A 23628-nucleotide genomic window follows, 5' to 3' on the forward strand; every position below is an offset into this window, starting at 1 on the left:
GCTTAATTTCCAATTCTGCCTAAAATTAGCTATCAACAGGATTTGACAAAGAGCCTCCAAAATTAGCTATCAACAGGATTTGACAAAGAGCCTTTAAAAATTCGCGTAAGACTTTTTAATTTACGTTAGCTTAATAATTAATGTGTACTGCAAATGAAGGCATGAAGTAGCTTGAAACTGAAGCAATCTTCACGTTTTCACCTGGTTGTGGTGCGTTAACATACTGATTACCACCGATATATAATGCAACATGATACGTTGCACCGGCGCTACCCCAGAATAATAAATCACCAGCTTGTGCTTGGCTAACAGAGATCTTAGTGCCAGCACTCTCCTGAGCAGTAGTCACACGACCAATTGAAACACCAGCTTTAGCCAATGCCCATTGTGTTAGGCCAGAGCAATCAAACCCTGAGCCTTCAGACTCGCCACCCCAAACATAAGGAACACCAATTTGTGATTCAGCCGCAGAGATAGCTGCTTGAGCACCTGTACCATAGCTGGTACTAGTGCTGGCTGAACTACTAGCGGATGAACTTGTGTTAGTTGTTTGTGATGCTTGAGACGAAGTTGATGTACTTTGTGAAGTTGACTGATTTGTACTCGTCTGTTGAACAGTTGCTTGTGATGCTGCAGCAGCTGAAGCGGCATTAGCGCTAGCTGTTGCTGCTGCTGACTGTGCTGCTGCTTGGCTAGCCGCATTGGCACTGGCTGTTGCTGCAGCTTGAGCCGAAGCTTGACTAGCAGCATTAGCACTAGCCGTTGCTGTTGATTGCGCTGCTGCACTGGCAGCATTAGCACTAGCTGTTGCTATTGATTGTGCTGCTGCACTAGCGGCGTTAGCACTAGCTGTCGCCGTTGATTGTGCTGCTGATTGGGTATTAGCCTGAGAAGTTGCTTGACTAGCAGCTTGTGCGGATGCAGCATTAGCACTGGCTGTTGCCGCTGACTTAGCCGCTGCTTGACTAGCCGCATTGGCACTAGCTGTCGCTGCTGATTGAACAGCAGTTTGTTGTGCTGCCTTAACAACAGCTAACGAAGCAGCATTAGCAGAAGCAGTAGCTTGGCTAGCCGCATTAGCGCTGGCAGTTGCTACTGATTGGGCAGTAGCCGTTGATGCAGCTGCGGCAGATTCTGCCGCGGCATTGGCACTGGCAGTTGCTACTGATTGGGCTTCACTAGCAGCATCAGCACTGGTTGTATCGCTAGCTACTGCAGTAGTACTTGCTGCGGCAGTGCTTGCTGTAGTACTGGTAGCAACAGCTGAAGTAGCCGTTAAACTTGTACTTGCAGCTGGTTTAACACCAGTTAATTTAGGATTGTTAAATTCTACATAGGCACTTGGTACCCATGCGTTATCACCGATCTGATACCAAGTAATACCGCCAACTTGGACTTTATCGGTTGCATTAATTGTTTGACCGTAAACCATATAGTTACCAGTTGCTTGGCCACTAGTTGGTGACGTCCAAATTGTGATTGCACCGTCACTATAGTTACCGGTAACTGTATCACTAGTTTTTGCTGCTACTTTTTCAGTTGTTGTTGCTTGGAAATATTTAGCCGGTACCCATTCATTAGTACCGATTTGGTACCATTTTTCACCAAAAATTTGCTTGGTAGCTTGTACTTTAATGGATTGACCCTTAGTTAAATAGCGAGTTGGTTTCTGACCTGTCGTTGGATTGTCCCAGACGGTAGTCGCACCGCTTTGATAAGAAACTTCAACGGTTTGCGCTGCCTGTGCTTGTTGAGCTCCTGCAAGTGTTGCTCCAGCTAAACCGACAACACCGGCAGCCAGGTATGTAGATAAATGACTTTTAGACTTTGATTTTGCTTTTGACATATAACAGCCTCCTTGTTATGCCTAGATTAGGATAGTGCGCTTGGTCACTATATGATCTAAACTGGGAACAACGTGAGTCCCCGAACTTTCGACCTTTAGTATACCGTACTTTAATAAAAATTTACAGTGTTTATCAACTAACAGCAAATTTGTAACCGAACTGTGATGAAAATACGTTGAAACATCACGTGACTAGATTAATTACGACAATTTGATGACAAAACAGCGTTTGCACACGCCATGGTTTTCATTTTAACCGATGACTAGCCATGCCGTCAAAAAATTACCCTCGAGCAGTATAAATCGAATTCAGCCTCTGCGTATACTTTTACTGTCGTCAACATGAAAAGTGCGCTATAATAGTGAAAGTAATTGCTACGGCAAAACTTTCTACAGGAGCGTGATCACGTCAAATGACGCCGATTAAGGAAGATTATCTGAAAATCATTTTTGAATTGGGCGGCGCAAAAAAAGAAGTCTCAAATAAGCAGATTTCATTAGCACTCGGTATTGCTGCTGGCTCCGTCACTGAAATGGTCAGCAAATTAAAAAAAGAAAACTTAGTTACACATAAACCATACCATGATATTGCATTAACAAAGAGCGGTTTAGATCAAGCAATTTTATTGATTCGTAAACATCGCCTCTGGGAAACTTTTTTAGCAAATGATTTGGCGTTTGCATTACCAGATATTCACCCAGAAGCCGAAGTATTAGAACATGTGACTAGCCCTAAGCTACTCGCCCAATTAGATAAATTTCTCGGCTACCCAAAGCATTGCCCCCATGGTGGTGTTATTCCTGATGCTGACGGTCACTTTCAAGAAGAAAGCTATACTGTCCTAGCCCAGATTCCTAATGGACAAACAGTCACGATCGAACGCTTTATTGACGATCATGATCTCTTGATTTATTTAGCTGATATCAAGTTAGGTTTAGAAACACGTGTTACTGTTCTGAAACATGAACCATTCGATGGGCCAATCAGTGTCACCACTGCTGCTGGGCAAGAATTTAATATTAGCTTTAAAGCCGCACATAATATTTTTGTCACTGATGAAAATGGTGCGTCATTAGAGCATTAAGCAGCTAAGTGAGTTAAAAGTACGCACCGTTACCTAACGCACAAAAAATAAAACGAGACAACGACATAATTTTATTTATGTCGTTGTCTCGTTTTTTTAATTCTACAATGATTGTGTCACAACATGGCGTTCAAATGGATCTGAACTAATGCCTTCTTCAAGAATCTTTTTGCACCATTCCTTAGCAGAGAACAATGAATGGTCACGGTAGTTACCACAGCTAGTGATATCAGTACCTTGTACATCATCCCAAGTTGCAGGTCCAGCGATGAATTCCAATGAGCCCTTTAAGGCAGCAGCAACATCTTCTGGTTTGTGGCGACCCCAGAGAATCAAATGGAAACCAGTCCGGCAACCAAATGGTGAACAATCGATCACGCCATCAAGACGATCACGGAGTAAGCCAGCCAGCATATGTTCGATCGTATGTAACCCAGCTGTTGGAATTGCGTTTTCGTTAGGTTGAACTAAACGGAGATCGTAATTTTGAATTTCGTCACCTTTTGTACCAGATTCCGTTGTGATTAAACGGACGTAAGGTGCTTTAACTTTAGTATGATCTAAAGTAAAACTTTCAACTTTTGCCATGTTTAATTCCTCCAATTAATCATTTGAGCTTGTGTGCTCTTCTTTTCATTGTACCGCTAGACTAGCAATTTGGAAAATCTTTAATTCAAATATTTATTGGCTATTTGATAATGAAAGTTAGCAAACCCTTGGTATATTTCTGCAATTGTCGTTGCGTTGATCAATAGATCACGGTTAGCGATTGGCGCAAAGCCGCTGTCAATCATTTGTTGTAAGGTCGCAACTAAGGGGTCAAAAAAGCCGTCAATATTGAAAATTGCAATTGGCTTATGGTGTAGTCCTAATTGACTCCACGATAAAGCTTGCCACAATTCCTCAAATGTACCAAAGCCACCGGGTAATACGATAAAGGCATCGGCAAGTTCGATTAATTTTGTCTTGCGCTCACTCATATCAGCAACTTGAATTAATTGGGTTAAATGTGGATTAGCTTGCCCGCGGTCGACAAAAATCTGCGGAATGACGCCAATTACCTCACCACCAGCTGCAGTCATACTGTGACTAACATCGTGCATTAACCCAATATCACTGCCACCGTAGATTAAAGCTTGCTGATGCTGCGCCATATACTGACCTAATGCCAGAGCTTGTTGCTGGAATTTTGGATCCAGTCCTGTGTTGGAACCACAAAAAATCGTTATATTCTTCAAAATGATCCTCCTAAAGCTGGCGAACTAATTCGGCTACAGCACGGCCGCGATGACTGTATTGGCTACGAACAGTTGCTGATAATTGAGCTAGAGTTTTACCTAACTGAGGTAAATAAACTAACCGATCAAAACCACCACTTAAGGTGCCTTGCTCCTGCAAAGCCACTTGTGCGGTCAACTGACCATGGGCCTGAATCAACTGTGATCCTAGCCGCAAAACTAAATAACTATGCAACGTGATTTGGCGATTACTTATGCCTTGGAGTCGCGACAACAAATATTTATTGGCTGGTAATAACTGCTGCGCCAAGGTGCGTGCCGTATGTACTCCAAATTCATCAGGAAAAGCAGCCAGCTCAATTCCTGAATCATCACCTAGCACTGGCAAACTCGTGAATTCAGCTACCTGTAGCGCCTTGTTCGTTGCGTTTTGCCCATAGTCATTTCCCTCTGCTGAAAAAGTAATTGGTGTGACCTTGCTTGTATAGCGCTCAAGTGCTAACCCACTTTGAGCAAATAAGGCTCGTAATTCAGCTAGCTTGCCAGCATTTTGACTCGCTAATAGAATTGGCTGTTCAAGCATTTGGCAACAACTCCTTTACTAAATAAAAGGATCCCGTCACCACAATTAGTCCATCGGCCGTTGTCTGCTGCTGCGCCATTTTCAAGGCCTGCTGTGGCACAGCACAAATCGTTAGCGCTAGCTGTGGTGCAATTGCCTGACAAGCAGTTGCTAATTCAGTTGCAGGTAATTCACGCGTTGGATTATTCGGTGTCGTGACGATAACTTGTGTTGCTAGCGGTAATAAAAGCTGCAACATGCGCTGATAATTTTTATCGCGCAACATCCCAATCACCAAGGTCACCGGCCGCACTGGCGTCAAGCGTTGCAAAGTGTCCACTAGTGCTTGACTCCCATCCGGATTGTGCGCGCCATCCAATAAAACAGTTGGTTGCTGCCCAATCACTTGCAAGCGTCCTGGCAATTTGACTTGCGTCAAAGCTTTTCGCACCACTGTTTCCGGTAAGTCGATTTGCTTTTGCAGTACATGGATCGCCGTCAAAACAGTGACTAAATTAGCTACTTGAAATTCGCCAGCTAAGCTTAACCGTAAATGAGGCCAGTTAAACCATTCGCTTGCTACACTGACCAGTATGCCCGTTAAATCAAATTGCTCAATTTGCGTCGTCAGCTGCTGTACTTGCCAAAACGGCGCTTGATTCGTTTTAGCCGCCTGTTGCAACACTTTCTCAGCCGCTGGCGCTTGTTGTGGATAACTGATCACTGGTACACCTTGACGCATGATTTTACTTTTAGTCTGTGCAATCGCCGTCAATGTGTTCCCTAACAAAGCCATATGGTCATAGGCGATTTTGGTAAAAATCACCAGTGCTGGTTGATCTAAAGCGTTGGTCGCATCAAATTCACCGCCTAAACCAGTTTCTACCACCGCCCACTTCACTTGACGTTGTTGAAATTGTAACAGCGCTAAAATAAAATACCATTCAAATTCCGATAAAGCCGCTGGGGTTAAATCTAAATCAGCCAATGCCTGTTTACCACGTGCAAACGCTGCTAAAAATTCAGTAGCGGTCATTATCTGACCATCAACAGTGATTTGTTCATATGGGCTGCGCAGATATGGACTCATAAACGCCCCACTACGGTAACCTGCAGTCGTCAAAATTGTCCGCAACATTTGCGTAGTTGACCCTTTACCATTGGTACCAGCAATATGGATAACTTTAAACGTCTGCTCTGGATGGCCCAGTTGTGCTAAGACTTGACGCAATAGTCCCACACGATCACCGACTTCATACAACATGCCTTGCGTCATCTCGGCCTGAGCCGCCTGCACTTGTTGTTGAATTGTCATTAGCACAGCCGCCGCTCGAATTCAGCAATGCGCACTGGATCATTTAAGTCGCCAGTAAAGCGGGTAGTCACCGTTTGACTACCTGTTTTTTGGATACCGCGCATTTCCATACACATGTGCCGGGCTTCTAATTCAACGGCGATCCCCTTTGGCTGTAAAATTCGTTGTAATTCGTCAACTAACTGTGACGTCAAACGTTCCTGCACATTAGGTTTATGGGCAACGTAATCAACTAAACGGGCAATTTTGCTTAAGCCAATAATTTGACCGCCAGCCGGTAAGTAGGCGATATGTGCCGTCCCAAAAAAAGGCAATAAATGATGTTCACACATTGAATAAAATGGGATATCCTTAACAACCACCATTTCTGCATGACTATCAGTTTGAAATAATTTATAGTTGGTGAATTCTGGCTCGCGTAGTGTACTAAAAATTTCGTCGTACATCCGTGCAACTCGTTCTGGTGTTTCCAATAAGCCGGCCCGTTCTGGGTCTTCGCCGACGGCCACTAAAATTTGTTTAACGGCAGCCATAATTTGTTGTTTCTGTTCATCATTCATACGTGCTCATCCCTAATCTTGGTCACCCGCTGAGCGGCAGGTAACGCCTGTATTAATTTTTCAACCTGTTGCTGTTTCAGCCCGACTGTGATTTCCTTTAACGGCACTAAAACAAAAGCGCGCTGCGTCATTTCCGGATGGGGAATCGTTAAGTCAGCCGTCTTGATCGTCGCGTCATCGTACCACAGAATATCTAAATCAATGGTCCGCGGTCCCCAGTGAATTAACCGCCGCCGCTTTTGTTGTTGCTCAATTTGTTGGATTCGCTGCAATAATTCAGCCGCACTAAGGCTAGTCCGCAAATAGACGGCGCAATTATAAAAATCATCTTGCACCACACCACCGACTGGAGCAGTTTCATAAATACTGGATACCCGTACGACTTCAATCGCGGGGTCCGCTTGTAGCGCGGTAATTGCTTGGTGGAGCTGTGCTTGACGATCTCCAATATTAGAACCAATACTTAAGTAAACCTGATGCATTAGCGATTCACCTGCACTTCAATTTCAACATTATCAAAAATACCAGCGATCGGCACGCTGTACTTACGAATTCGTAACTGAACTGCCGCAATGAGCTGATATTTTTTCAACAAGGCTTGACTAATATGATTCGCTAGGCTTTCAATCAGTTGATATTGTTGTGTTTGGGCGATTTCAGTTATCGTCGTGTAAACATCAGCATAACTAACTGTCGCTGCTAATTGATCTTTAGTGCCTAGATCCTCAATTGGTACCGTTAATGCAACATCGATTTCAAGTCGCTGTCCTAGCCGATTCTCCTCGGGTAAAACACCGTTATAAGTGTAAACTTGTATATTATTGATTTTAATTAATCCCATACTTGTCCTCCAAATTAACGATTAAAACTGCGTTTGATTTTATCCATGATTCCTAATGTATATTTAGTTTCAGCAATATCATGCGCCCGCATAAAGTTAACATCAAGCGCTGCCGAATTGGCAAAAATCGCCATGGTTGGTACCAGGCGCTCTTCTACCGGCAAATCAAGTAATGTTCCAATGAAACCCTTGCGTGACGGTGCAATCAACGTTGTAACGCCTAAATCATTAAAATAATCCAATTGCCGTAACAAACTATACTCTTGTTCATAATTTTTACCATATACCGTTCCTAAGCCAACATCGATCATTATTTGTTGGCGTTCAATACCATAATGACCAGCAAAATCAATTGCCGTCGCAAAGTAATCATGAATATCCTGCGCTAGATCGGTATAGTGATCACCATTTTGTGTGTGCATGATCACTAAGCCCGCATCAGCTGCCGCGATGGCTTCCAGTAAGCGTGGCTCCGCTTGTACCGGATGCACATCATTAATAATATCCGCCCCTGCTGCCAACACTGCCTGCACCACTTCGTATTTATACGTATCCACTGCGATCGGTACGTCCACCATTGGTCGAATTGCCTCTAACACTGGTAACACGCGAGCAATTTCTGCTGCTGGAGTTAATTCTTGATAGCCTTTACGGGTTGATTGCCCGCCTAATTCCAGCACGTCCGCACCTTGGGCCACCATTTCTTGAGCGCGCTTGATTGCTACTGCAGGCGTAAAATAGCGACCACCATCGTAAAATGAATCATCCGTAATATTTAAGATACCATACACCCGGGTTTTGGCTTGCGTGTCCAGTGTATACTGCCGCGCGTGAAATAAATGCTGCTGCCGCAATCCTGCTGCGGCATCACGTAGTGCAGTGATATAAGCTTCAGTGCCTGCCTTTAAGTCAGCTGGCAGCCAAGTCGCCAGTTCTAATAAAATATACTTATCGATTATTAATGCTCGTGTAGAAATATAAGTCACCTGTAATTGCTGATTAAGCTGCTGCACTGCTGGATCAGTCGGTAAATCAGTATCAGCGACCAACAGTAGTAAAGTTGGCTTAAACAGCTGTGCTGGTAGCGTTGTTGTCGCTAATGATTGTTGTCGCAAATGCACACACGTTGCCCCCAATTATTTATTCAATTAGCCCAATCTTACCCAGAAATAGCGCCAGCGTCAAACGATTATTCTAGAGCTGCTGGTAACAAAAAGGAGCGGCTACATCCGCCACTCCTTAAAGTCTATATTGCTGCATCACGTTGTTTAAAATAAGTTGTCATCGCGTAAATTCCTTTATCAATGGCACCTACATGTGGTGCTAAATGTTCTGAATGTAATTGATAAGGTTGATCGACACCTAACCAGAACATGGTACCGTGGATCTTAGAAATTAAAAAGCCAAAATCTTCACCAGTCATAGCTGGTTCAGTTTCCACGTACTCAATGGCTGGGTCAGCCTGCATTGTTTTAATAAATGCTGCGGTGGTGGTTGGATCATTTTCAACGGGATAATAACCGCCTTGATGTAGATCTAGGTCAACTTGGCAATCATAGCTTAACGCGATACCTTCCGCGATAGTCCGTACCCGTTGTTGAATATGCTGGTTCATCACTTGCGTCAAGGCGCGGATCGTACCATCGATCTGCGCACTACCACTAATCACATTACCAATAGTACCCGCGTGAAATTGGCCTAACGTTACAACACCACTTTGGATCGGATCCACGTTGCGGCTCACAATAGTTTGGATTTGATTAACAAATTGCGCACCCGCCACTACCATATCGTTGGCTAAATGTGGGTAAGCAGCATGACCGCTTTTACCACTAAAATGGGCGTGGATCTCACAAGTTCCAGCAAAAAGGGTTCCTTGGCGGCAGCCAATTGCTCCTGTTGGCAATTGTGGATTAACGTGTAAGCCATAAATTTCATCCGGCATCCAATCATCCAGTGCACCCATTTCATAAAGTCGTTTACCCCCACTAGCGTTTTCTTCAGCAGGTTGGAACAAGAATAACATGTTATTCTTAGGCTGTTCCGTAGCAAAATATGATAATAAGCCCAGCGCCACACTCATATGAATATCGTGACCGCAAGCGTGCATCATGCCAGCATGCTTTGAGACAAATGGTAACCCTGTTTGTTCCTGTACCGGCAAGGCATCAATATCCGTCCGCCAACCCAATGTCTTATGGGGTGCACTGCCGCTAACCAAAACTAGCGTTGCGGTGGCGACCTTTTTAACCGTTAGCCAAGTTTGCGGAAATGTCGCAATTACTTTAAGCAAATAAGCCTGGGTTTCGAACTCCTTTAAACCAATTTCGGGAATTTGATGTAAATCTTGATAAATTTTAGTTAATTCGGCTGTTGTTAATGTCATTTAATTGCCTCGGCCTATAATTGACGGAGTGCGTCAAGAATTTCCGTTTTACTACGGGTTTTATCATCAATATCTTTGATTTTCCGCGCTGGTACACCGGCAACAACTGTATTCGGTGCCACGTCTTTAGTGACGATTGCGCCGGCAGCGACGACCGCCCCTTTACCAATGCGGATGCCTTCCAAAACAACTGCGTTCGCACCAATCAAGACATCATCCTCAACCACAACAGGTTGCGCTGAAGGTGGTTCAACTACCCCTGCCAGCACTGCGCCGGCACCAATATGGGCGTTTTTGCCAACAGTTGCGCGACCACCTAAAACAGCCCCCATATCGATCATTGAACCTTCGCCAACTACGGCGCCGATATTGATTACTGCACCCATCATGACAACAGCATTATCATGAATTTCAACTTGATCACGAATAAAAGCTCCTGGTTCGATCCGCGCATTAAATTGTTTTAAATCAACCATTGGTACAGCTGAGTTACGTGCTTCGTTTTCAATATGGTACTCACTGATGGCTTTTTGATTAGCTGCCAAAAATGGTTCAACGTCAGCCCAGTCACCAAATAATACGCCACTATGGGCTTCAAAAAAGTTTTGGATCGAGCTAGGAATATTTAGTTGCTCTAAATTCCCCTTCACATAAACTTTAACTGGGGTTTTCTTCTTTGCTTCACTAATGAACCGGATGATTTCTTTTGCATCCAAATCACGCACACACCTCTCCATAAATTATCATTTTTCACTCTCGCTTAGTGGATAGGCCCTGATCAAAATTATGCGCCAAGTAATTGACGCTTTTCATAATCTCCCGCCGAGTCACAATGCCCGTAAAATCGCCTTCGCGACTGACCACTGGCAGAAACGGATTATCTACTAATAAATGTAATATTAACTCAATGTCATAGGGGTTTTCAACTGTTGGTCCATTTTTTTCGCAAACATCACCCACACATAGCTCGTTTAAACGACTTAAATCAAAGTCATCTTGACCTAACATAGTATCAGTAATCATTGGTAAAGAAATCAAACCAACAAACTTAGAATCGTTGTCCAACACCGGAATTTTAGCGTAGCGAATCTTGGTCAACACTAAAAAGGCATGATTTAAGTTGTTATCGACCTGCACGTTAGCCACTTTTTCTGCAGGAATTAAAAAATGTGCCTTATTTTGTAATAAAATGTCTAAAATCGGTTGACTGATCAATCCAGCACCTACTTTCAAAGAAATATATTTCCAGAATTTTTATTTTTCCGCTAGCCAGTCGCGCCAAACTTTTTCTAAATTACGGATGGCATGACCACGATGACTGATTTTATTTTTTTCAGCCTCAGTTAATTCCGCTAAACTCTTATCTAACTCTGGTACAAAAAATAACGGATCGTAACCGAACCCGTTATTGCCACGGGGAATACCTAAGATAGAGCCGTTAACGTCGCCGTCAACGACCAAATCCTTTTCTGGTTGGTTCGGCTTGGCAAAAACTAAGGTTGTATGGAATGTGGCGTTGCGCTTTTCTTGTGGGACACCAGTTAATTCAAATAATAATTTAGCGTTATTGGCAGCATCGTTGTGATCGCCGGCGTAACGGGCCGAATACACACCTGGCCGACCGTGTAGTGCCGCTACCTGTAGGCCGGAATCATCAGCTAATACTGGTAGATCCAGCATACGGGCAATTGTATCAGCTTTAAGCCGCGCATTGGCTTCAAAGGTATCCCCTGTTTCTTCGACTTCTGGCAAGTCAGGGAAATCCTTTAATGTTTTGACCTGAATATGATCTGCGGCAAACATTGCCTTGAACTCGCTGGCTTTACCATCATTGCGGGTGGCGATCACCACCGTATTTTGTGCGATATCACTAGTATCGTAAGGATGCTGCAATTTATCAAATTGATACCGTTGCGCAGTAATTAATTGCTCAATACCTTTAGTGCCTAAATATAATAATTCATTTAGTTCACTGCCAGAAAAAGTGGCCTCTTCACCGGTACCTTGTAACTCGATAAATTCGCCCTGGCCCGTCATCACAATATTCATATCGACTTGTGCCTGCTGATCCTCACTAGCCTCTAGATCTAACACGGGCCCAATTTCTGGTAAAATACCAACACTAATTGCCGCTAGATCATCCTTTAATGGATTTTCTGGTAGTACTTTATCAGTGACCAACTTAGCTAATGCCAATTTTAAGGCAAAAAATGCGCCAGTAATGCTGGCCGTACGCGTACCGCCATCAGCTTGAATCACATCACAATCAGCAACTAATGAGCGTGGCCCTAATTTTTCTAAATCAACTACTGCCCGCAATGAACGACCAATTAAGCGTTGAATTTCAATTGTCCGTCCAGTTTGATGGCCCTTGGTTGCCTCACGCCGAGTTCGTTCTTTAGTCGCGCGCGGTAACATGCTATATTCGGCACTGATCCAGCCCTTTTCGGTACCACGTAAAAATGGTGGTTGACTGTCTTCAACACTAACGTTGCAAATAACTTTTGTATTACCTAAAGTCATTAAAACGGAACCTTCTGGATTTTTCAAGTAATTCGCGGTGATTTCAAATGGCCGCAGCTCATTTGAATTGCGATTATTATTTCTTTGCATGCTCAACCTCGCTATATTCAATTAATTTCGTCAAATCAACATGACGCACATCTAGATCAGCAAATTGGAGCCAATCACCGGCAATCTGCTGGAACATCTCTGGATTACCAGTGGTATAGAATTCATGTTGTGGCCGCCGAGCCGGTGCTGCTAAGTGATCAAAATCTAACAACGCCGAAACTTGATTAACCGTTTCTGCGCCGGAATCGATCAACGTTACTTGATCACCAATCCGATTTTGAATCAAGTGACGAATCAGCGGATAATGGGTACACCCTAAAATCAACGTATCGATCTGCTGATTGTCAAAAGGTGCCAATGACTCAGCCACAACCTTTTTAGCTACCGCTGATTTATATTCGTTACTTTCAACTAGCGGTACAAACTTAGGACAAGCCACACCTTTAACAGTGATTTGTGGTGCTTGTCGCTGAATAGTTTGGGGATAAGCCTGACTTTTGATTGTGCCGATAGTCCCAATCACCCCAATTTTTTTATTTTTAGTCGCTTTGATTGCCGCTTGGCTACCGGCAACAATGACGCCGATCACCGGAATATCAACACCTGCTTGAATTTCTGGCAACGCAGCGGCTGTAGCTGTATTACAAGCAATGACGATCATTTTAACGTTTTTACTGAGTAAAAAATTAGTCATTTGCCACGTGAATTCTTTAACTTGACTAGCTGGCCGTGGCCCATAAGGATTGCGTGCTGTATCGCCAATGAAAATCACTTTTTCATTTGGTAATTGACGTAGCGCTTGCTTAACCACGGTCAGGCCACCCACGCCTGAATCCATATAACCAATACCTTGTCGAACATCCACCATTATTTATTCCTCTTTCTATTTGTGCAGCAATTATGTGGTACCCTTGATCAAACGTTCAATCAGATTGCACCAGGGGAACTGATTTCCCGATAACTAATGATCAGTCTTACCTATGATTTTCGCCTTTTTTTGAATTAAGTTCAAGTCAATCGACACCGTTATCGAATTTTTAACTATTTATTTAGCTAATGCTCCTTAGTTTCATTATTTTTGCTATAATGAAAAGGAAGAAAAATGAGGTGATTAGGCTTATGCCAGAAAATCATTATGAAAATTTATTGCGGGCAGTGTCTACGCCGGATGCACTTGGTTATGAATTATTGCGCGACATTTTATTACCAGACTTGCTTGGTCAAGAGGCCCCTGGTATTTTATACTGGGCGGGTAAAGACTTGGCGCGGCGGTTACCACTAAGTCAGTTAGAAGATCTACCGACTTTTTTTACGCAATTTAATTTTGGCGACTTGATTCTAAGTCAACAAACGAAAAATCGTTATATTTATCAACTTGCTGGTCAGCAAATTGAGCGCCGGCAAAAAGCGTTTAGCAACGCTGATTTCCAACTCGAAACGGGCTTTATTGCCCAACAGATCCAGCAATTGACCCAAACTATTGCCGAAGGTCAGTTAGAATTTGATCGTGACAAAATCACAATTATTATCCAAACCGATCATACTGATGTGCCTCCAGTAACGACTGTTGACAATCCGGTTCAGCTGCATCAATTCGGCAGTACAGCACCGACTAATAAAAGTCAGGCCACTGATGATACTCGGGCCAGTGCAACACCAGTAGCTGATTTAATGCCTAAACGCACACAACGTCATAAACGCGGTTGGTTTAACCGCAACTAAAAAGTCATGTCCATAACCGGGCATGACTTTTTGACTACTTAACCATCCGTTGGTTATCTGTCCCAAAATACTGCCATTGACTTAATAACGGCTTGCCTAACAAATCAGCCAAGCTAACAAATTGGTAGCCCTGTTGCCGCAGATAATTGATAATATTTGGTAGTGCCGTTACCGTAGCTGGTTGAATATCATGTAATAAGATAATTGAACCATTGGCCGTCTGCTGCTGGATCTGCTGTAAAATAACCGTTGCATCCCGACTACGCCAATCTTCACTATCCACATTCCATTGAATAATTGGGCGCGCTGCAATTGTGGCGCTCAACACATCAATACTGCCGTATGGTGGGCGCATCAGGGTTGGCCAGCTACCAGTAGCCGCATAGATAGCAGCGTCGGTGGCGGTCACCTCTTGTGTCATTTGTGGTGCCGTCAACGTTGATAACTGGGCATGATCGTAAGTGTGATTACCCACCAGATGTCCCGCCACGACAACTTGGTTAGCTAATTGAGGGTACATAGTCACGTTATTACCGACCATGAAAAAAGTAGCTGAGATTTGATTATACGCCAGAATTTTTAAAATTTGCGGCGTCGTATTTGGGTTAGGGCCATCATCAAACGTTAACGCAACTTGCTTAGACGCTAATGTGCGCGCTGGGGTCAGACCCCAAGCACTTGGTAAAAAATACCGGATATTAGCTAAACTTGTCGGCACCGCAATTATCTGCTGCTTAGCATCACGTGTATAGAAAATTAAGTGTTGTTGCTTCAATGCTAGCCAAGAACTTAACGGCTGCTGCATAAAATTTTGCCGGATTTGTGCTAATTGCAGCGGTTGCGGCTGGATGATTCGTAAATAATCATTAAAAATTTGATTTTTTAAGGCCGTTAGTATAACTGGATTTTCTGCCAATTGCTGCAGCGTTATGACTTGGTCTTGTGCCTGATTCAATACTAGCTGGCGGCGTTCTAGTGGTAGTTCAGCTGTAACTTTTGTTCCTTGATCATTTGTGGCTGCCACGGCTAATTTTAGTGCCGTCAAATGACCGATCTGCTGGCGACTGGTTGGATAGATCACAACATTTTTGGCTGATCCGTGCAATTGAAGCTGCTGCGCAAAAGTTGACCAATAATCTGTTGGTATTAAATGACTGGCAATCAATTGGTCAGGAACATAAAAGCGATAATTGATTTGTCCAATTTTGATCTCTTTTTCACCACGAACATACCGTTTAAACACTGACTGTGGTTGTGCGTGCTTAATCTGAATCTTTTTTGACTGGCTGTGTAACGCAGTGGTAGGTTGCGCAATTAAAGTTTCTGGTTTAGTTTGCACCCAAATTACGCCACCAATAACGCTAACGATTAAACCTGTTACTACAAATCCCCCAATATAGCGGTGCATCGTCAACACCCTCTTTTTAGCCATAATATAACAGTATCAATTAATATAATCAATTATGTTTAATTGTGAAATAGATGACAAACAAAAAAACCACAACAACCGTAATTGTTGTGGTTCATTCTAGCCAAATCTAACGCGATTTAGGCTGTATATTGTTTCAACACTTGTTCTAATTGATCTTTCGTGTGGTAACCCACAAGTGTTTCGACAACTTCACCATCTTTTTTCAATAATAAAGTTGGGATACTCATGATACCAAAGTTTTGGGCTGTTGCTGGGTTAGCATCAACATCCATTTTAGTGAATTTAACTTCACCATCATAGTCGTCCGCTAATTGCTCAACAACTGGTGATTGCATGCGACAAGGGCCGCACCAAGTTGCCCAAAAATCAGTTAAAACAACACCTTTATCAGTTTCCTGGCTAAAGTCTTTATCAGTAATTGCTTGTACCATAAATTACTACCCCCTCTGAGATAATTTAATTCTAGCAGAAAAGTTAACCAACAACAAATGATTCGCTTACTATTAATTAGAAACTATTTAAAGGTCACTACCGTTGCCCCGTCGCCACCGGCATTAGCTGGCGCAAATTCGTATTTTTTCACTTGGCGATTCGTTTTTAAATAATTGGTAATACCGTGGCGTAGGGCACCTGTCCCTTTACCATGGACAATAGTCACTTGCCCGTATCCGGCCAATAATGCAGCGTCAATATAGCGATCAACATCAGCTAATGCATCTTCATAGCGTTCCCCACGCAGATCTAGCGTTGAGCTAACATGATTACCGGCATGCACCGTTGCCATGTGTCGTTGTGGTTTCTCTTCCGCAACCCCTTTGATCTTCTCTAGATCATCGGTGGCAACTTTCATTTTTAAGATGCCTAATTGAACTTCCCAATGCTTTTTGTCTAATTGATTCAGCAAAATACCGTGCTGACCATAAGTTGTCACGATCACATCGTCGCCAGTTTTTAGTGCTTGCCGGCGTTTTTCATGACGCAATACCTTGTTCTTGGACAATGCTTTTTCTTGCTTTAACCCAGCCAAACCAGTTTTAGCAGCGATAAGTTCATGCTCTTTAACTGTTTGTTGTTGGTGCTTTTGCATTTCACGTAAATCGTGAATAATGCGGTCACTTTCTTTTTGTGCATGGGCCACAATTTCATTGGCTTTATCTTTGGCCTTATCCAACTGTTGTTCACGTGCCGTGACAAACTCAGTACTAGCACTCGCCAAATCCGCATGTAGCTTATCGGCTTCCGCCAATAAGTTTTTAGCAGTCAAGCGCTCGTTTTCAGCTGCTTTACGCTGGGCTTCTAAGTCACTGATCATATTATTCAAATCTTGACTATCGGCAGTGATCAACTGTTTTGCTTGTGCAACAATATTGTCAGCTAGACCTAAGCGCGCTGCAATTTCAAACGCATTTGATCGTCCTGGAATACCGATCAATAAGCGATAAGTTGGCTGCAGTGTTTGCACATCAAATTCCATACTAGCGTTGATTGTGCCTGGTCGATTATAACCATACGCCTTAAGTTCAGGATAATGGGTCGTTGCCAAAACATAACTGTTGGTGGCACCTAACTGATCTAAAATTGCAATCGCCAGTGCAGCCCCTTCTTGCGGATCAGTTCCAGCGCCTAACTCATCAATCAGTACCAAACTATGATCATCCACCTGTGCTAAAATTTTAACAATATTAGCCATGTGTCCAGAAAAAGTACTTAAATTTTGTTCAATCGATTGTTCATCCCCAATATCGGCAAAAATATTATCAAATACACCAACTTGGCTCTCTTCAGCAGCGGGAATAAATAAGCCGGCCTGTGCCATCAGCTGCAAAATTCCCATCGTCTTTAACGTGATCGTTTTACCACCAGTATTCGGTCCAGTAATGATCATCGCCCGATAGTCGCGACCTAAAATAATATCATTGGCAACAATTTTTTTAGGATCGATCAATGGATGGCGCGCTTGACGTAAATTAACCTCATTCGTTAAATTCAGAATTGGCTCGGTCGCTTTGATGGCTTTGGCATAACGTGCCTTGGCATTGATGAAATCCAATTGACCTAAAATAGTTGAATTCTGCGTAATTTCATCTTGATAAGGTGCAATTGCTTCAGACAATTCAGCTAAAATTCGCTGAACTTCTTGTTGCTCTTCTAATTGTCGTTGCCGCAAGCGATTATTTAATTCCATAACGCTTTGTGGCTCAATGAATAAGGTTAACCCACTAGCACTTTGATCATGAACGACACCGCCAAAATGGCTACGATATTCTTGCTTAACTGGAATAACGTAGCGATCATTGCGGATAGTGATGATCGGATCACTTAAATATTTAGCACTGTTACCACGCGTAAAACCGGTCATTTTTTGGCGGATATCACCCTCTAATTGATGAATACCATTACGAATACCGCGTAACTTAGTTGATGCGTCATCGGTAACGTGACCGTCTTCTTCCAACGATAAGCGGAGCCGCTTTGTTAATTCAGGTAACGTGACTAATTGTGCTTGGATGGCATCAACTTGCCGTAAAGTGATCTCCTCTTCAGCAAATTCTACAAAGAAATGATCAACCGCGTTAGCTGCTCGTAGCACCCGACCAATTTCAGCCAACTCGACACCATTTAACGTCCCACCAATCGCCAACCGTTGCATATGACCGCTAACACTAGCCAGTTGTGGAATTGGAATTGGTCCCTTTAGCCGTAAAATATCGGCGCCATCTTTAGTTTCATCCAATTGTTGTTGAATCTGTTCACTATCGCTTAACGGCACCAACGCCGCCACTTGTGACTGTCCCATAGCTGAAACAATATATTGTTGTAATGCTTGTTTAATTTTGGCAAACTCTAAAATCACTAAAATTTTTGAATTCATATGAACCTCCTCTGTCAACACAAAAACCCTTAACAGCGTAAAAAGAAGATAGCCATAAACTCACTATCTTCTCCATCAATAACTTAACTTAAATTGCCTTTAACCACCAGTGAAGTGCAGGGATCGGCGTAAAACGAACCATTCCCTGTGCCAAGATTGAATGACTCAGTAACGACTGAATCCCCGCAGCGGGAATTAAGGCCAAGACAGTCAGCAATAAAAAGATACCTACATAGACGGTTACCGCGGATAATACGCCACCACCGACAACACTTAAGCGGTGGCTCAACGGATAAAACGTCAGATCATGCAATAAAATTGCCACAAAATGCGTTAACAGCCAACCAACCAACAAGATTAACATAAACGCAATCGCAGCGTAAAAGGCATTATCTAATTCTAAACCAGTTTTATGACTAAAGAAAGCAAATTGACTGGTTTCAGTTGCTGATTGATAAGGAATCAACAACGTTAATTTAGGTGCCATATGTAAGTAGCTAAGCCGTGCGACAATAAAGGCCAGCAAACACCCCAGCGTATAGACTGCTTGCATCGCCAAGCCACGCCGCGTACCAACATAGTAGGCATAGGCTAGAAAGATTATAATAATAAGTGATAACATTAGTTTCCTCTTTGCTTAGATGCGAACTTATTTTTGATCCGCTAACTGTTGTTTTAATTGTTCATTTTCTTTTTCTAAATGTTCGATTTTTTCTTGTAGCTTCAATTGATCGGATACCGTATTAATTGCTAACAAAACTGCAGTTTGCTCATCGTCCAGCGTTGTTGCCACTGACTTGATCTGCGCCAACTGATTATTCACCAACTGAGTGACCGCTTGAATATGTGCATCCGAAGCATTACCGATAATCACGTATTGTTTATTATCGATCACAACTTTGAAGCGTCGTTTCTGCTCTGCCATCAAACGCCCCTCCTTTTTAAAATAATATCTGTTCCTAAAAGTGATTCGTCGCATTTTATTTTAGCATGAAAAAACGTAAATAAACAGCGCTTTAAGAAAATGTTAACGCAGCGATCAGCAATTTAATTCTTTTTCTCCCTTTTATGCCAAATTATTTCTGTAAAATAGGCTGGCAAATTAGCCGTTTAATCCCTAAATTTCAATAGACACGATGAGCCTTTTAGTGATTAAAAAAACGATGCAAATTTTTCATTTGCACCGCTCTTGCGTCACTTTATTCTTGGTCATCGTCAGCTAGGAAGGTATTCAAAACTTCTTCAACCATGTCCCATTCTTCGTCTGATTCGATTGGGAATAGATCACCTTCAGCAGGATCACCTTTATCATTAGTTTTATATGAAAAGGCCTGAATATCGACATCTTCATCTTCTGGCGTACCAGCTGGATATAATAATACATATGACTTACCGTAATCGTCAGAATCAAAGGTAAATAGAATTTCGTATAATTCTTCATTACCATTTTCATCGACTAATGTAATTTGTCGTTCGTCCTCATTTTGAGGTAATTCTTTGTCAGCCATGTTAATCTCCTTAAGGTTAATGTCGTATTTGGGAATTAATACTAAGTTAGTTTTTGCAATTAATTTAGTGAAAACGTCTACCAAAAGGCATATTGTATTGCGTAACTACACCTTATTCGACTCGCGATCCAAAAAATTCTGTAAAATCATTACCGCAGCCAATTTATCGATCACTTTTTTACGCTTTTTACGCGATGTATTGGCCTGACTGATCAGCATCCGCTCTGCTTCAACTGTGGTTAGCCGTTCATCGATAAAATGTACCGGTAAATCAAACGTCGCTGTTAATAGACGTCCATAAGCTTGTGAGGCTTCTGCGCGTGGACCAATGGAATTATCCATATTTTTCGGTAAGCCGACTACAAAGTCAGTAACAGAATACGTTGTAACTAATTCTTTGACCCGGTCAATACCGAATTCTTCTTGGTTCTCATCGATCCGGATAATTTCGACCCCTTGCGCCGTCCAGCCCAATAAATCACTGACGGCGACGCCAACGGTTTTGGAACCAACATCTAAGCCTAAATAGCGCATTTTTAGCGCTCCTTTTTCAAGTAATTACGGACTAACTCTTCAATAATTTCATCGCGTTCATGCTTGCGAATCAGGTTCCGCGCGTCATTATAACGCGGGATGTACGCTGGGTCACCAGATAATAGGTAACCGACGATCTGATTAATTGGATTGTACCCTTTTTCTTCTAATGCTTGATAGACCGTTTCTAAGGTCTGCTGCACATTTTTTGGCTGCTCATGCCCAAAATCAAAGCTGACCGTTTTATCTAATGAACTCACCGCAAACACCTTACCCTTCTCACAAATCTCTATGCTAATACTTATTTATCGTTTCTATCAAGAAAATCTATCTTGACTCACCCTACATTCTACTAGAAAAGCCGGTTAGATACAATTTTATTTTCCTGCTAAAAAGGTTTGCGCTGCCTGTAACGCATCAGTCATACCCGCCGGATTTTTACCACCAGCTTGCGCCATATCAGGACGACCACCGCCACCGCCGCCAACTTTTGGCGCAATGGCTTTAATCAAATCGCCTGCTTTGATCCCCTTAGCAATCCCGTCCTTAGTAACTGCCGTAATTAAATTAACTTTTTCACCAACAATTGTGCCTAACACTAAAACGTCAGAAACAGCTTTTTGTTTCCAATCATCTGCTAATTGGCGCAGCTGATTCATATCGGCCACATTGACTTGTTCTGCAACTAAGGTGACATCATTGATCGTTTGCACATTTTGGAAAATATTAGCCGCTTGTTGTTGTGCTGCCTTGGCTTGTAAACTTTCAATCTGCTTTTCAGCTTGTTTCAATTGATCTTGTAACTGCTCAACTTTACTGACAACATTTTGGAGTTGTGGTGCCTTAACTAAGTTAGCCGTATCCTGTAACCAAGCTTCACGTTGTGCCATAAACTCAAATGCCGCCTTACCAGTAACGGCTTCAACCCGGCGAACACCGGCACCAATACCAGTTTCACCAGTAAATTTGAACAAACCGAGTTCGGCCGTATTATTGGCATGCGTGCCACCATCAAATTCGCGAGAATAGTCGCCGATTGAAACGACACGGACTTCTTTACCATATTTTTCAGTAAAAATGGCAATAGCACCCATTTTTTTAGCCGATTCAATATCGGTAACGACCCAACTAATGGGTAGTGCTGCCCAGATTTTTTCATTGATAATCGTTTCAATTTGCTGCAATTCGGCCGCCGTTGTTTGGCCAGCATGGGTGAAGTCAAAACGCAAGTAGTCAGGCTCAACTAAGGAACCAGCTTGATGGACATGTTCACCTAATACGTCACGTAACGCTTGATCCAACAAGTGGGTAGCCGTGTGGTTGCGCGAAACCGCACGCCGGAAATCAGGGTCAACCTTTAATTGATACGTTTGGCCTTTAGTCAAAGGTGCTAACACTTTGACGGTATGCAAGTTTTGGCCATTTGGTGCGTGTTGTACGTCAGTTACTGTTGCCACTTTTACACCGGCAGCATCAAAAATATCACCACGGTCAGCAACTTGGCCGCCCATTTCGGCATAGAATGGTGTCTCATCAAAAATCACTTGGGCTTCACCAGTTGTGACTTGGTCAACGACTTTATCGTCAGCAACCACTAGCGCCAACTTAGCGTTTTCTTTATTTAGATGATCCCAACCAATAAATTTGCTAGGCACTTTAACATCTAACAATAACCCACTTTGGACACCCATACCATTATCTTGACTTCTAGCAGCGCGGGCACGGTCTTTTTGCTGTTTCATTTCCGCATTAAAACCGGCTTCATCAACTTCAAGCCCTTCATCGGCCGCGTATTCCTTGGTCAAATCAAATGGGAAACCAAATGTATCAAATAACATGAAAACAGTCTTACCAGAAAGGGTTTGTTCATGCGCTTGCTTAGCAGTTTTGATCTGTTTATCCAACAATTTCAACCCATCAGTCAGCGTATTGTTGAAACGATCTTCTTCTGACTTGATAATTTTAGCGATATAATCCTTTTGCGCCAGCACTTCTGGATAGTAGCTTGCCATGATCTCGCCAACGACTGGCACTAATTTGTACAAGAAAGCTTGGTTAATACCCAACTTTTTACCATGCACTGTTGCACGCCGAATCAAGCGACGTAATACGTACCCACGGCCTTCATTGGATGGCAATGCGCCATCACCGATAGCAAAAGTGACCGCCCGTGCATGGTCGGCAATAACTTTAAAGGAAACGTCAACTGTTTTATCAGTGCCATAACGCTTACCGTCACTCATTTGTTCAGTTGCTTCAATGATCGGCATGAAAAGATCCGTTTCAAAGTTAGTTTTAGTTTCTTGAACCACGGAAACCAACCGTTCTAGTCCCATACCTGTATCAATATTTTTATGTGGTAGCGGTGCGTATGTGCCATCTGGCTTATGATTGAATTCGGAAAAGACAATATTCCAGACTTCCAAATAACGTTCATTTTCACCACCAGGATAATTTTCTGGATCATCTTCAGCGACATTGTTAAACTTCTGCCCACGATCATAGAAAATTTCTGAATCAGGACCGCTGGGACCTTCGCCGATATCCCAGAAATTATCCTCATCTTCTAAAAGATGGTCGGACTTAACCCCAGTTTGCAACCAAAGTTCTTTAGCGACCTTGTCTTCAGGATAAACGGTGATGAATAGTTTTTCTGGATCAAAAGCCATCCACTTAGGGCTAGTCATAAATTCCCAAGCCCACGGAATTGCTTCTTTTTTAAAGTAATCACCAACCGAAAAATTGCCTAGCATTTCAAATAGCGTTTGATGCCGTGCTGTCTTACCAACGTTTTCAATATCGTTAGTCCGAATACTTTTCTGCGAGCTGGTTAAGCGAGGATTTTCTGGAACGACGCGGCCTTCAAAATACTTTTTCATTGTGGCAACACCAGAATTGATCCACAACAAACTTGGATCATCGACTGGCACTAATGATGCGGATGGTTCAATTGAATGGCCTTTGCTCTTGAAGAAGTCAAGATACATTTGCCGAATTTGACTACTGGATAATTTTTTCATGGTAACCTCTTTCTGGATAAATAATGTAAAAGACCATATAAAAACACCGTTGCGATTCAAGGACGCCTCACAGCGCGGTACCACCTTGATTGCAACGATGTCATCGTTCCCTCTCAAACTCGATAACGCCGAG

General features: G+C 42.8%; 25 protein-coding genes. 2 read left to right on the forward strand and 23 right to left on the reverse strand.

The features are described 5' to 3' along the window. Positions 1-130: 130 nt before the first annotated feature. Positions 131-1846 carry a C40 family peptidase gene (locus EKM80_RS06655; protein ID WP_125552336.1) on the reverse strand — a complete coding sequence of 572 codons (1716 nt, stop codon included), beginning with the start codon at positions 1844-1846 and terminating at the stop codon, positions 131-133. Between the two features lie 413 nt (positions 1847-2259). On the opposite strand from EKM80_RS06655, the gene EKM80_RS06660 reads away from it, so the two are divergent. Beyond that, positions 2260-2931 (forward strand): metal-dependent transcriptional regulator, encoded by a 672-nt coding sequence (locus EKM80_RS06660; protein ID WP_125552337.1) that lies wholly within the window; start codon positions 2260-2262, stop codon positions 2929-2931. Between the two features lie 102 nt (positions 2932-3033). On the opposite strand, the gene EKM80_RS06665 is transcribed toward EKM80_RS06660, so the two are convergent. The 13 genes from EKM80_RS06665 to racE form a co-directional block, all read right to left on the reverse strand. Beyond that, positions 3034-3519 carry an S-ribosylhomocysteine lyase gene (locus EKM80_RS06665; protein WP_125552338.1) on the reverse strand — a complete coding sequence of 162 codons (486 nt, stop codon included), beginning with the start codon at positions 3517-3519 and terminating at the stop codon, positions 3034-3036. A gap of 80 nt (positions 3520-3599) precedes the next feature. Beyond that, positions 3600-4169: an LOG family protein gene (locus EKM80_RS06670; RefSeq protein WP_225418829.1), complete on the reverse strand. Its 570-nt coding sequence runs from the start codon at positions 4167-4169 to the stop codon at positions 3600-3602. Positions 4170-4179: 10 nt separating this feature from the next. Continuing rightward, entirely contained in the window at positions 4180-4752 is a 573-nt protein-coding gene (locus tag EKM80_RS06675; protein WP_125552340.1) for a non-canonical purine NTP pyrophosphatase, read from the reverse strand. Further along, positions 4745-6046 carry a bifunctional folylpolyglutamate synthase/dihydrofolate synthase gene (locus EKM80_RS06680; protein WP_125552341.1) on the reverse strand — a complete coding sequence of 434 codons (1302 nt, stop codon included), beginning with the start codon at positions 6044-6046 and terminating at the stop codon, positions 4745-4747. Before EKM80_RS06680 ends, EKM80_RS06675 begins: the two co-directional genes overlap by 8 nt. After that, complete coding sequence (gene folE / locus EKM80_RS06685; protein WP_125552342.1) at positions 6046-6606, reverse strand: GTP cyclohydrolase I FolE; 561 nt, start codon at positions 6604-6606, stop codon at positions 6046-6048. Before folE ends, EKM80_RS06680 begins: the two co-directional genes overlap by 1 nt. Further along, complete coding sequence (gene folK / locus EKM80_RS06690; RefSeq protein WP_125552343.1) at positions 6603-7088, reverse strand: 2-amino-4-hydroxy-6-hydroxymethyldihydropteridine diphosphokinase; 486 nt, start codon at positions 7086-7088, stop codon at positions 6603-6605. Before folK ends, folE begins: the two co-directional genes overlap by 4 nt. Next, complete coding sequence (gene folB / locus EKM80_RS06695) at positions 7088-7447, reverse strand: dihydroneopterin aldolase (RefSeq protein WP_125552344.1); 360 nt, start codon at positions 7445-7447, stop codon at positions 7088-7090. Before folB ends, folK begins: the two co-directional genes overlap by 1 nt. 14 nt (positions 7448-7461) lie before the next feature. Next, positions 7462-8568, reverse strand: coding sequence for a dihydropteroate synthase (gene folP, locus EKM80_RS06700; protein ID WP_125552345.1), 1107 nt, complete (start codon positions 8566-8568; stop codon positions 7462-7464). Positions 8569-8693: 125 nt separating this feature from the next. Further along, positions 8694-9833, reverse strand: coding sequence for an N-acetyldiaminopimelate deacetylase (locus EKM80_RS06705; RefSeq protein ID WP_125552346.1), 1140 nt, complete (start codon positions 9831-9833; stop codon positions 8694-8696). A 14-nt stretch (positions 9834-9847) separates the two neighbouring features. Then, complete coding sequence (gene dapD, locus EKM80_RS06710; protein ID WP_125552347.1) at positions 9848-10558, reverse strand: 2,3,4,5-tetrahydropyridine-2,6-dicarboxylate N-acetyltransferase; 711 nt, start codon at positions 10556-10558, stop codon at positions 9848-9850. A gap of 25 nt (positions 10559-10583) precedes the next feature. Continuing rightward, a complete protein-coding gene (gene cbpB, locus EKM80_RS06715; RefSeq protein WP_125552384.1) occupies positions 10584-11048 on the reverse strand; it encodes a cyclic-di-AMP-binding protein CbpB in 465 nt (154 codons plus the stop codon). Positions 11049-11087: 39 nt separating this feature from the next. Continuing rightward, positions 11088-12446 carry a ribonuclease PH gene (gene rph, locus EKM80_RS06720; RefSeq protein WP_125552348.1) on the reverse strand — a complete coding sequence of 453 codons (1359 nt, stop codon included), beginning with the start codon at positions 12444-12446 and terminating at the stop codon, positions 11088-11090. Further along, on the reverse strand, positions 12433-13275 hold the full coding sequence (gene racE / locus EKM80_RS06725) for a glutamate racemase (protein WP_125552349.1): 843 nt from the start codon (positions 13273-13275) through the stop codon (positions 12433-12435). The genes rph and racE overlap by 14 nt, the downstream gene beginning before the upstream one ends. A gap of 251 nt (positions 13276-13526) precedes the next feature. Here racE and EKM80_RS06730 point away from each other — a divergent pair, with 251 nt between their 5' ends. Next, entirely contained in the window at positions 13527-14129 is a 603-nt protein-coding gene (locus EKM80_RS06730; RefSeq protein ID WP_125552350.1) for a YslB family protein, read from the forward strand. A gap of 34 nt (positions 14130-14163) precedes the next feature. Here the strand turns inward: EKM80_RS06730 and EKM80_RS15015 are convergent, their stop codons facing one another. The 9 genes from EKM80_RS15015 to alaS form a co-directional block, all read right to left on the reverse strand. Next, the gene (locus tag EKM80_RS15015; protein ID WP_225418830.1) at positions 14164-15537 is read right to left on the reverse strand and encodes a polysaccharide deacetylase family protein; all 1374 of its coding nucleotides are present in this window, start codon (positions 15535-15537) and stop codon (positions 14164-14166) included. Between the two features lie 140 nt (positions 15538-15677). Continuing rightward, the gene (gene trxA / locus EKM80_RS06740; RefSeq protein WP_125552351.1) at positions 15678-15992 is read right to left on the reverse strand and encodes a thioredoxin; all 315 of its coding nucleotides are present in this window, start codon (positions 15990-15992) and stop codon (positions 15678-15680) included. A gap of 83 nt (positions 15993-16075) precedes the next feature. Beyond that, positions 16076-18433, reverse strand: a complete 2358-nt coding sequence (locus EKM80_RS06745; protein WP_125552352.1) for an endonuclease MutS2 — start codon at positions 18431-18433, stop codon at positions 16076-16078. Between the two features lie 88 nt (positions 18434-18521). Further along, entirely contained in the window at positions 18522-19055 is a 534-nt protein-coding gene (locus EKM80_RS06750) for a CvpA family protein (protein WP_125552353.1), read from the reverse strand. A 27-nt stretch (positions 19056-19082) separates the two neighbouring features. Then, positions 19083-19358, reverse strand: a complete 276-nt coding sequence (locus EKM80_RS06755) for a cell division protein ZapA (RefSeq protein ID WP_125552354.1) — start codon at positions 19356-19358, stop codon at positions 19083-19085. Positions 19359-19632: 274 nt separating this feature from the next. After that, positions 19633-19941: a DUF1292 domain-containing protein gene (locus tag EKM80_RS06760; protein WP_125552355.1), complete on the reverse strand. Its 309-nt coding sequence runs from the start codon at positions 19939-19941 to the stop codon at positions 19633-19635. A 105-nt stretch (positions 19942-20046) separates the two neighbouring features. After that, entirely contained in the window at positions 20047-20475 is a 429-nt protein-coding gene (gene ruvX / locus EKM80_RS06765) for a Holliday junction resolvase RuvX (RefSeq protein WP_125552356.1), read from the reverse strand. A gap of 2 nt (positions 20476-20477) precedes the next feature. Further along, on the reverse strand, positions 20478-20735 hold the full coding sequence (locus EKM80_RS06770; protein WP_125552357.1) for an IreB family regulatory phosphoprotein: 258 nt from the start codon (positions 20733-20735) through the stop codon (positions 20478-20480). Between the two features lie 117 nt (positions 20736-20852). Then, positions 20853-23495, reverse strand: a complete 2643-nt coding sequence (alaS, locus tag EKM80_RS06775; protein WP_125552358.1) for an alanine--tRNA ligase — start codon at positions 23493-23495, stop codon at positions 20853-20855. Positions 23496-23628: the final 133 nt, after the last annotated feature.

The sequence above is a fragment of the Loigolactobacillus jiayinensis genome (assembly GCF_003946445.1).
Taxonomy (GTDB): Bacteria; Bacillota; Bacilli; order Lactobacillales; family Lactobacillaceae; genus Loigolactobacillus; species Loigolactobacillus jiayinensis.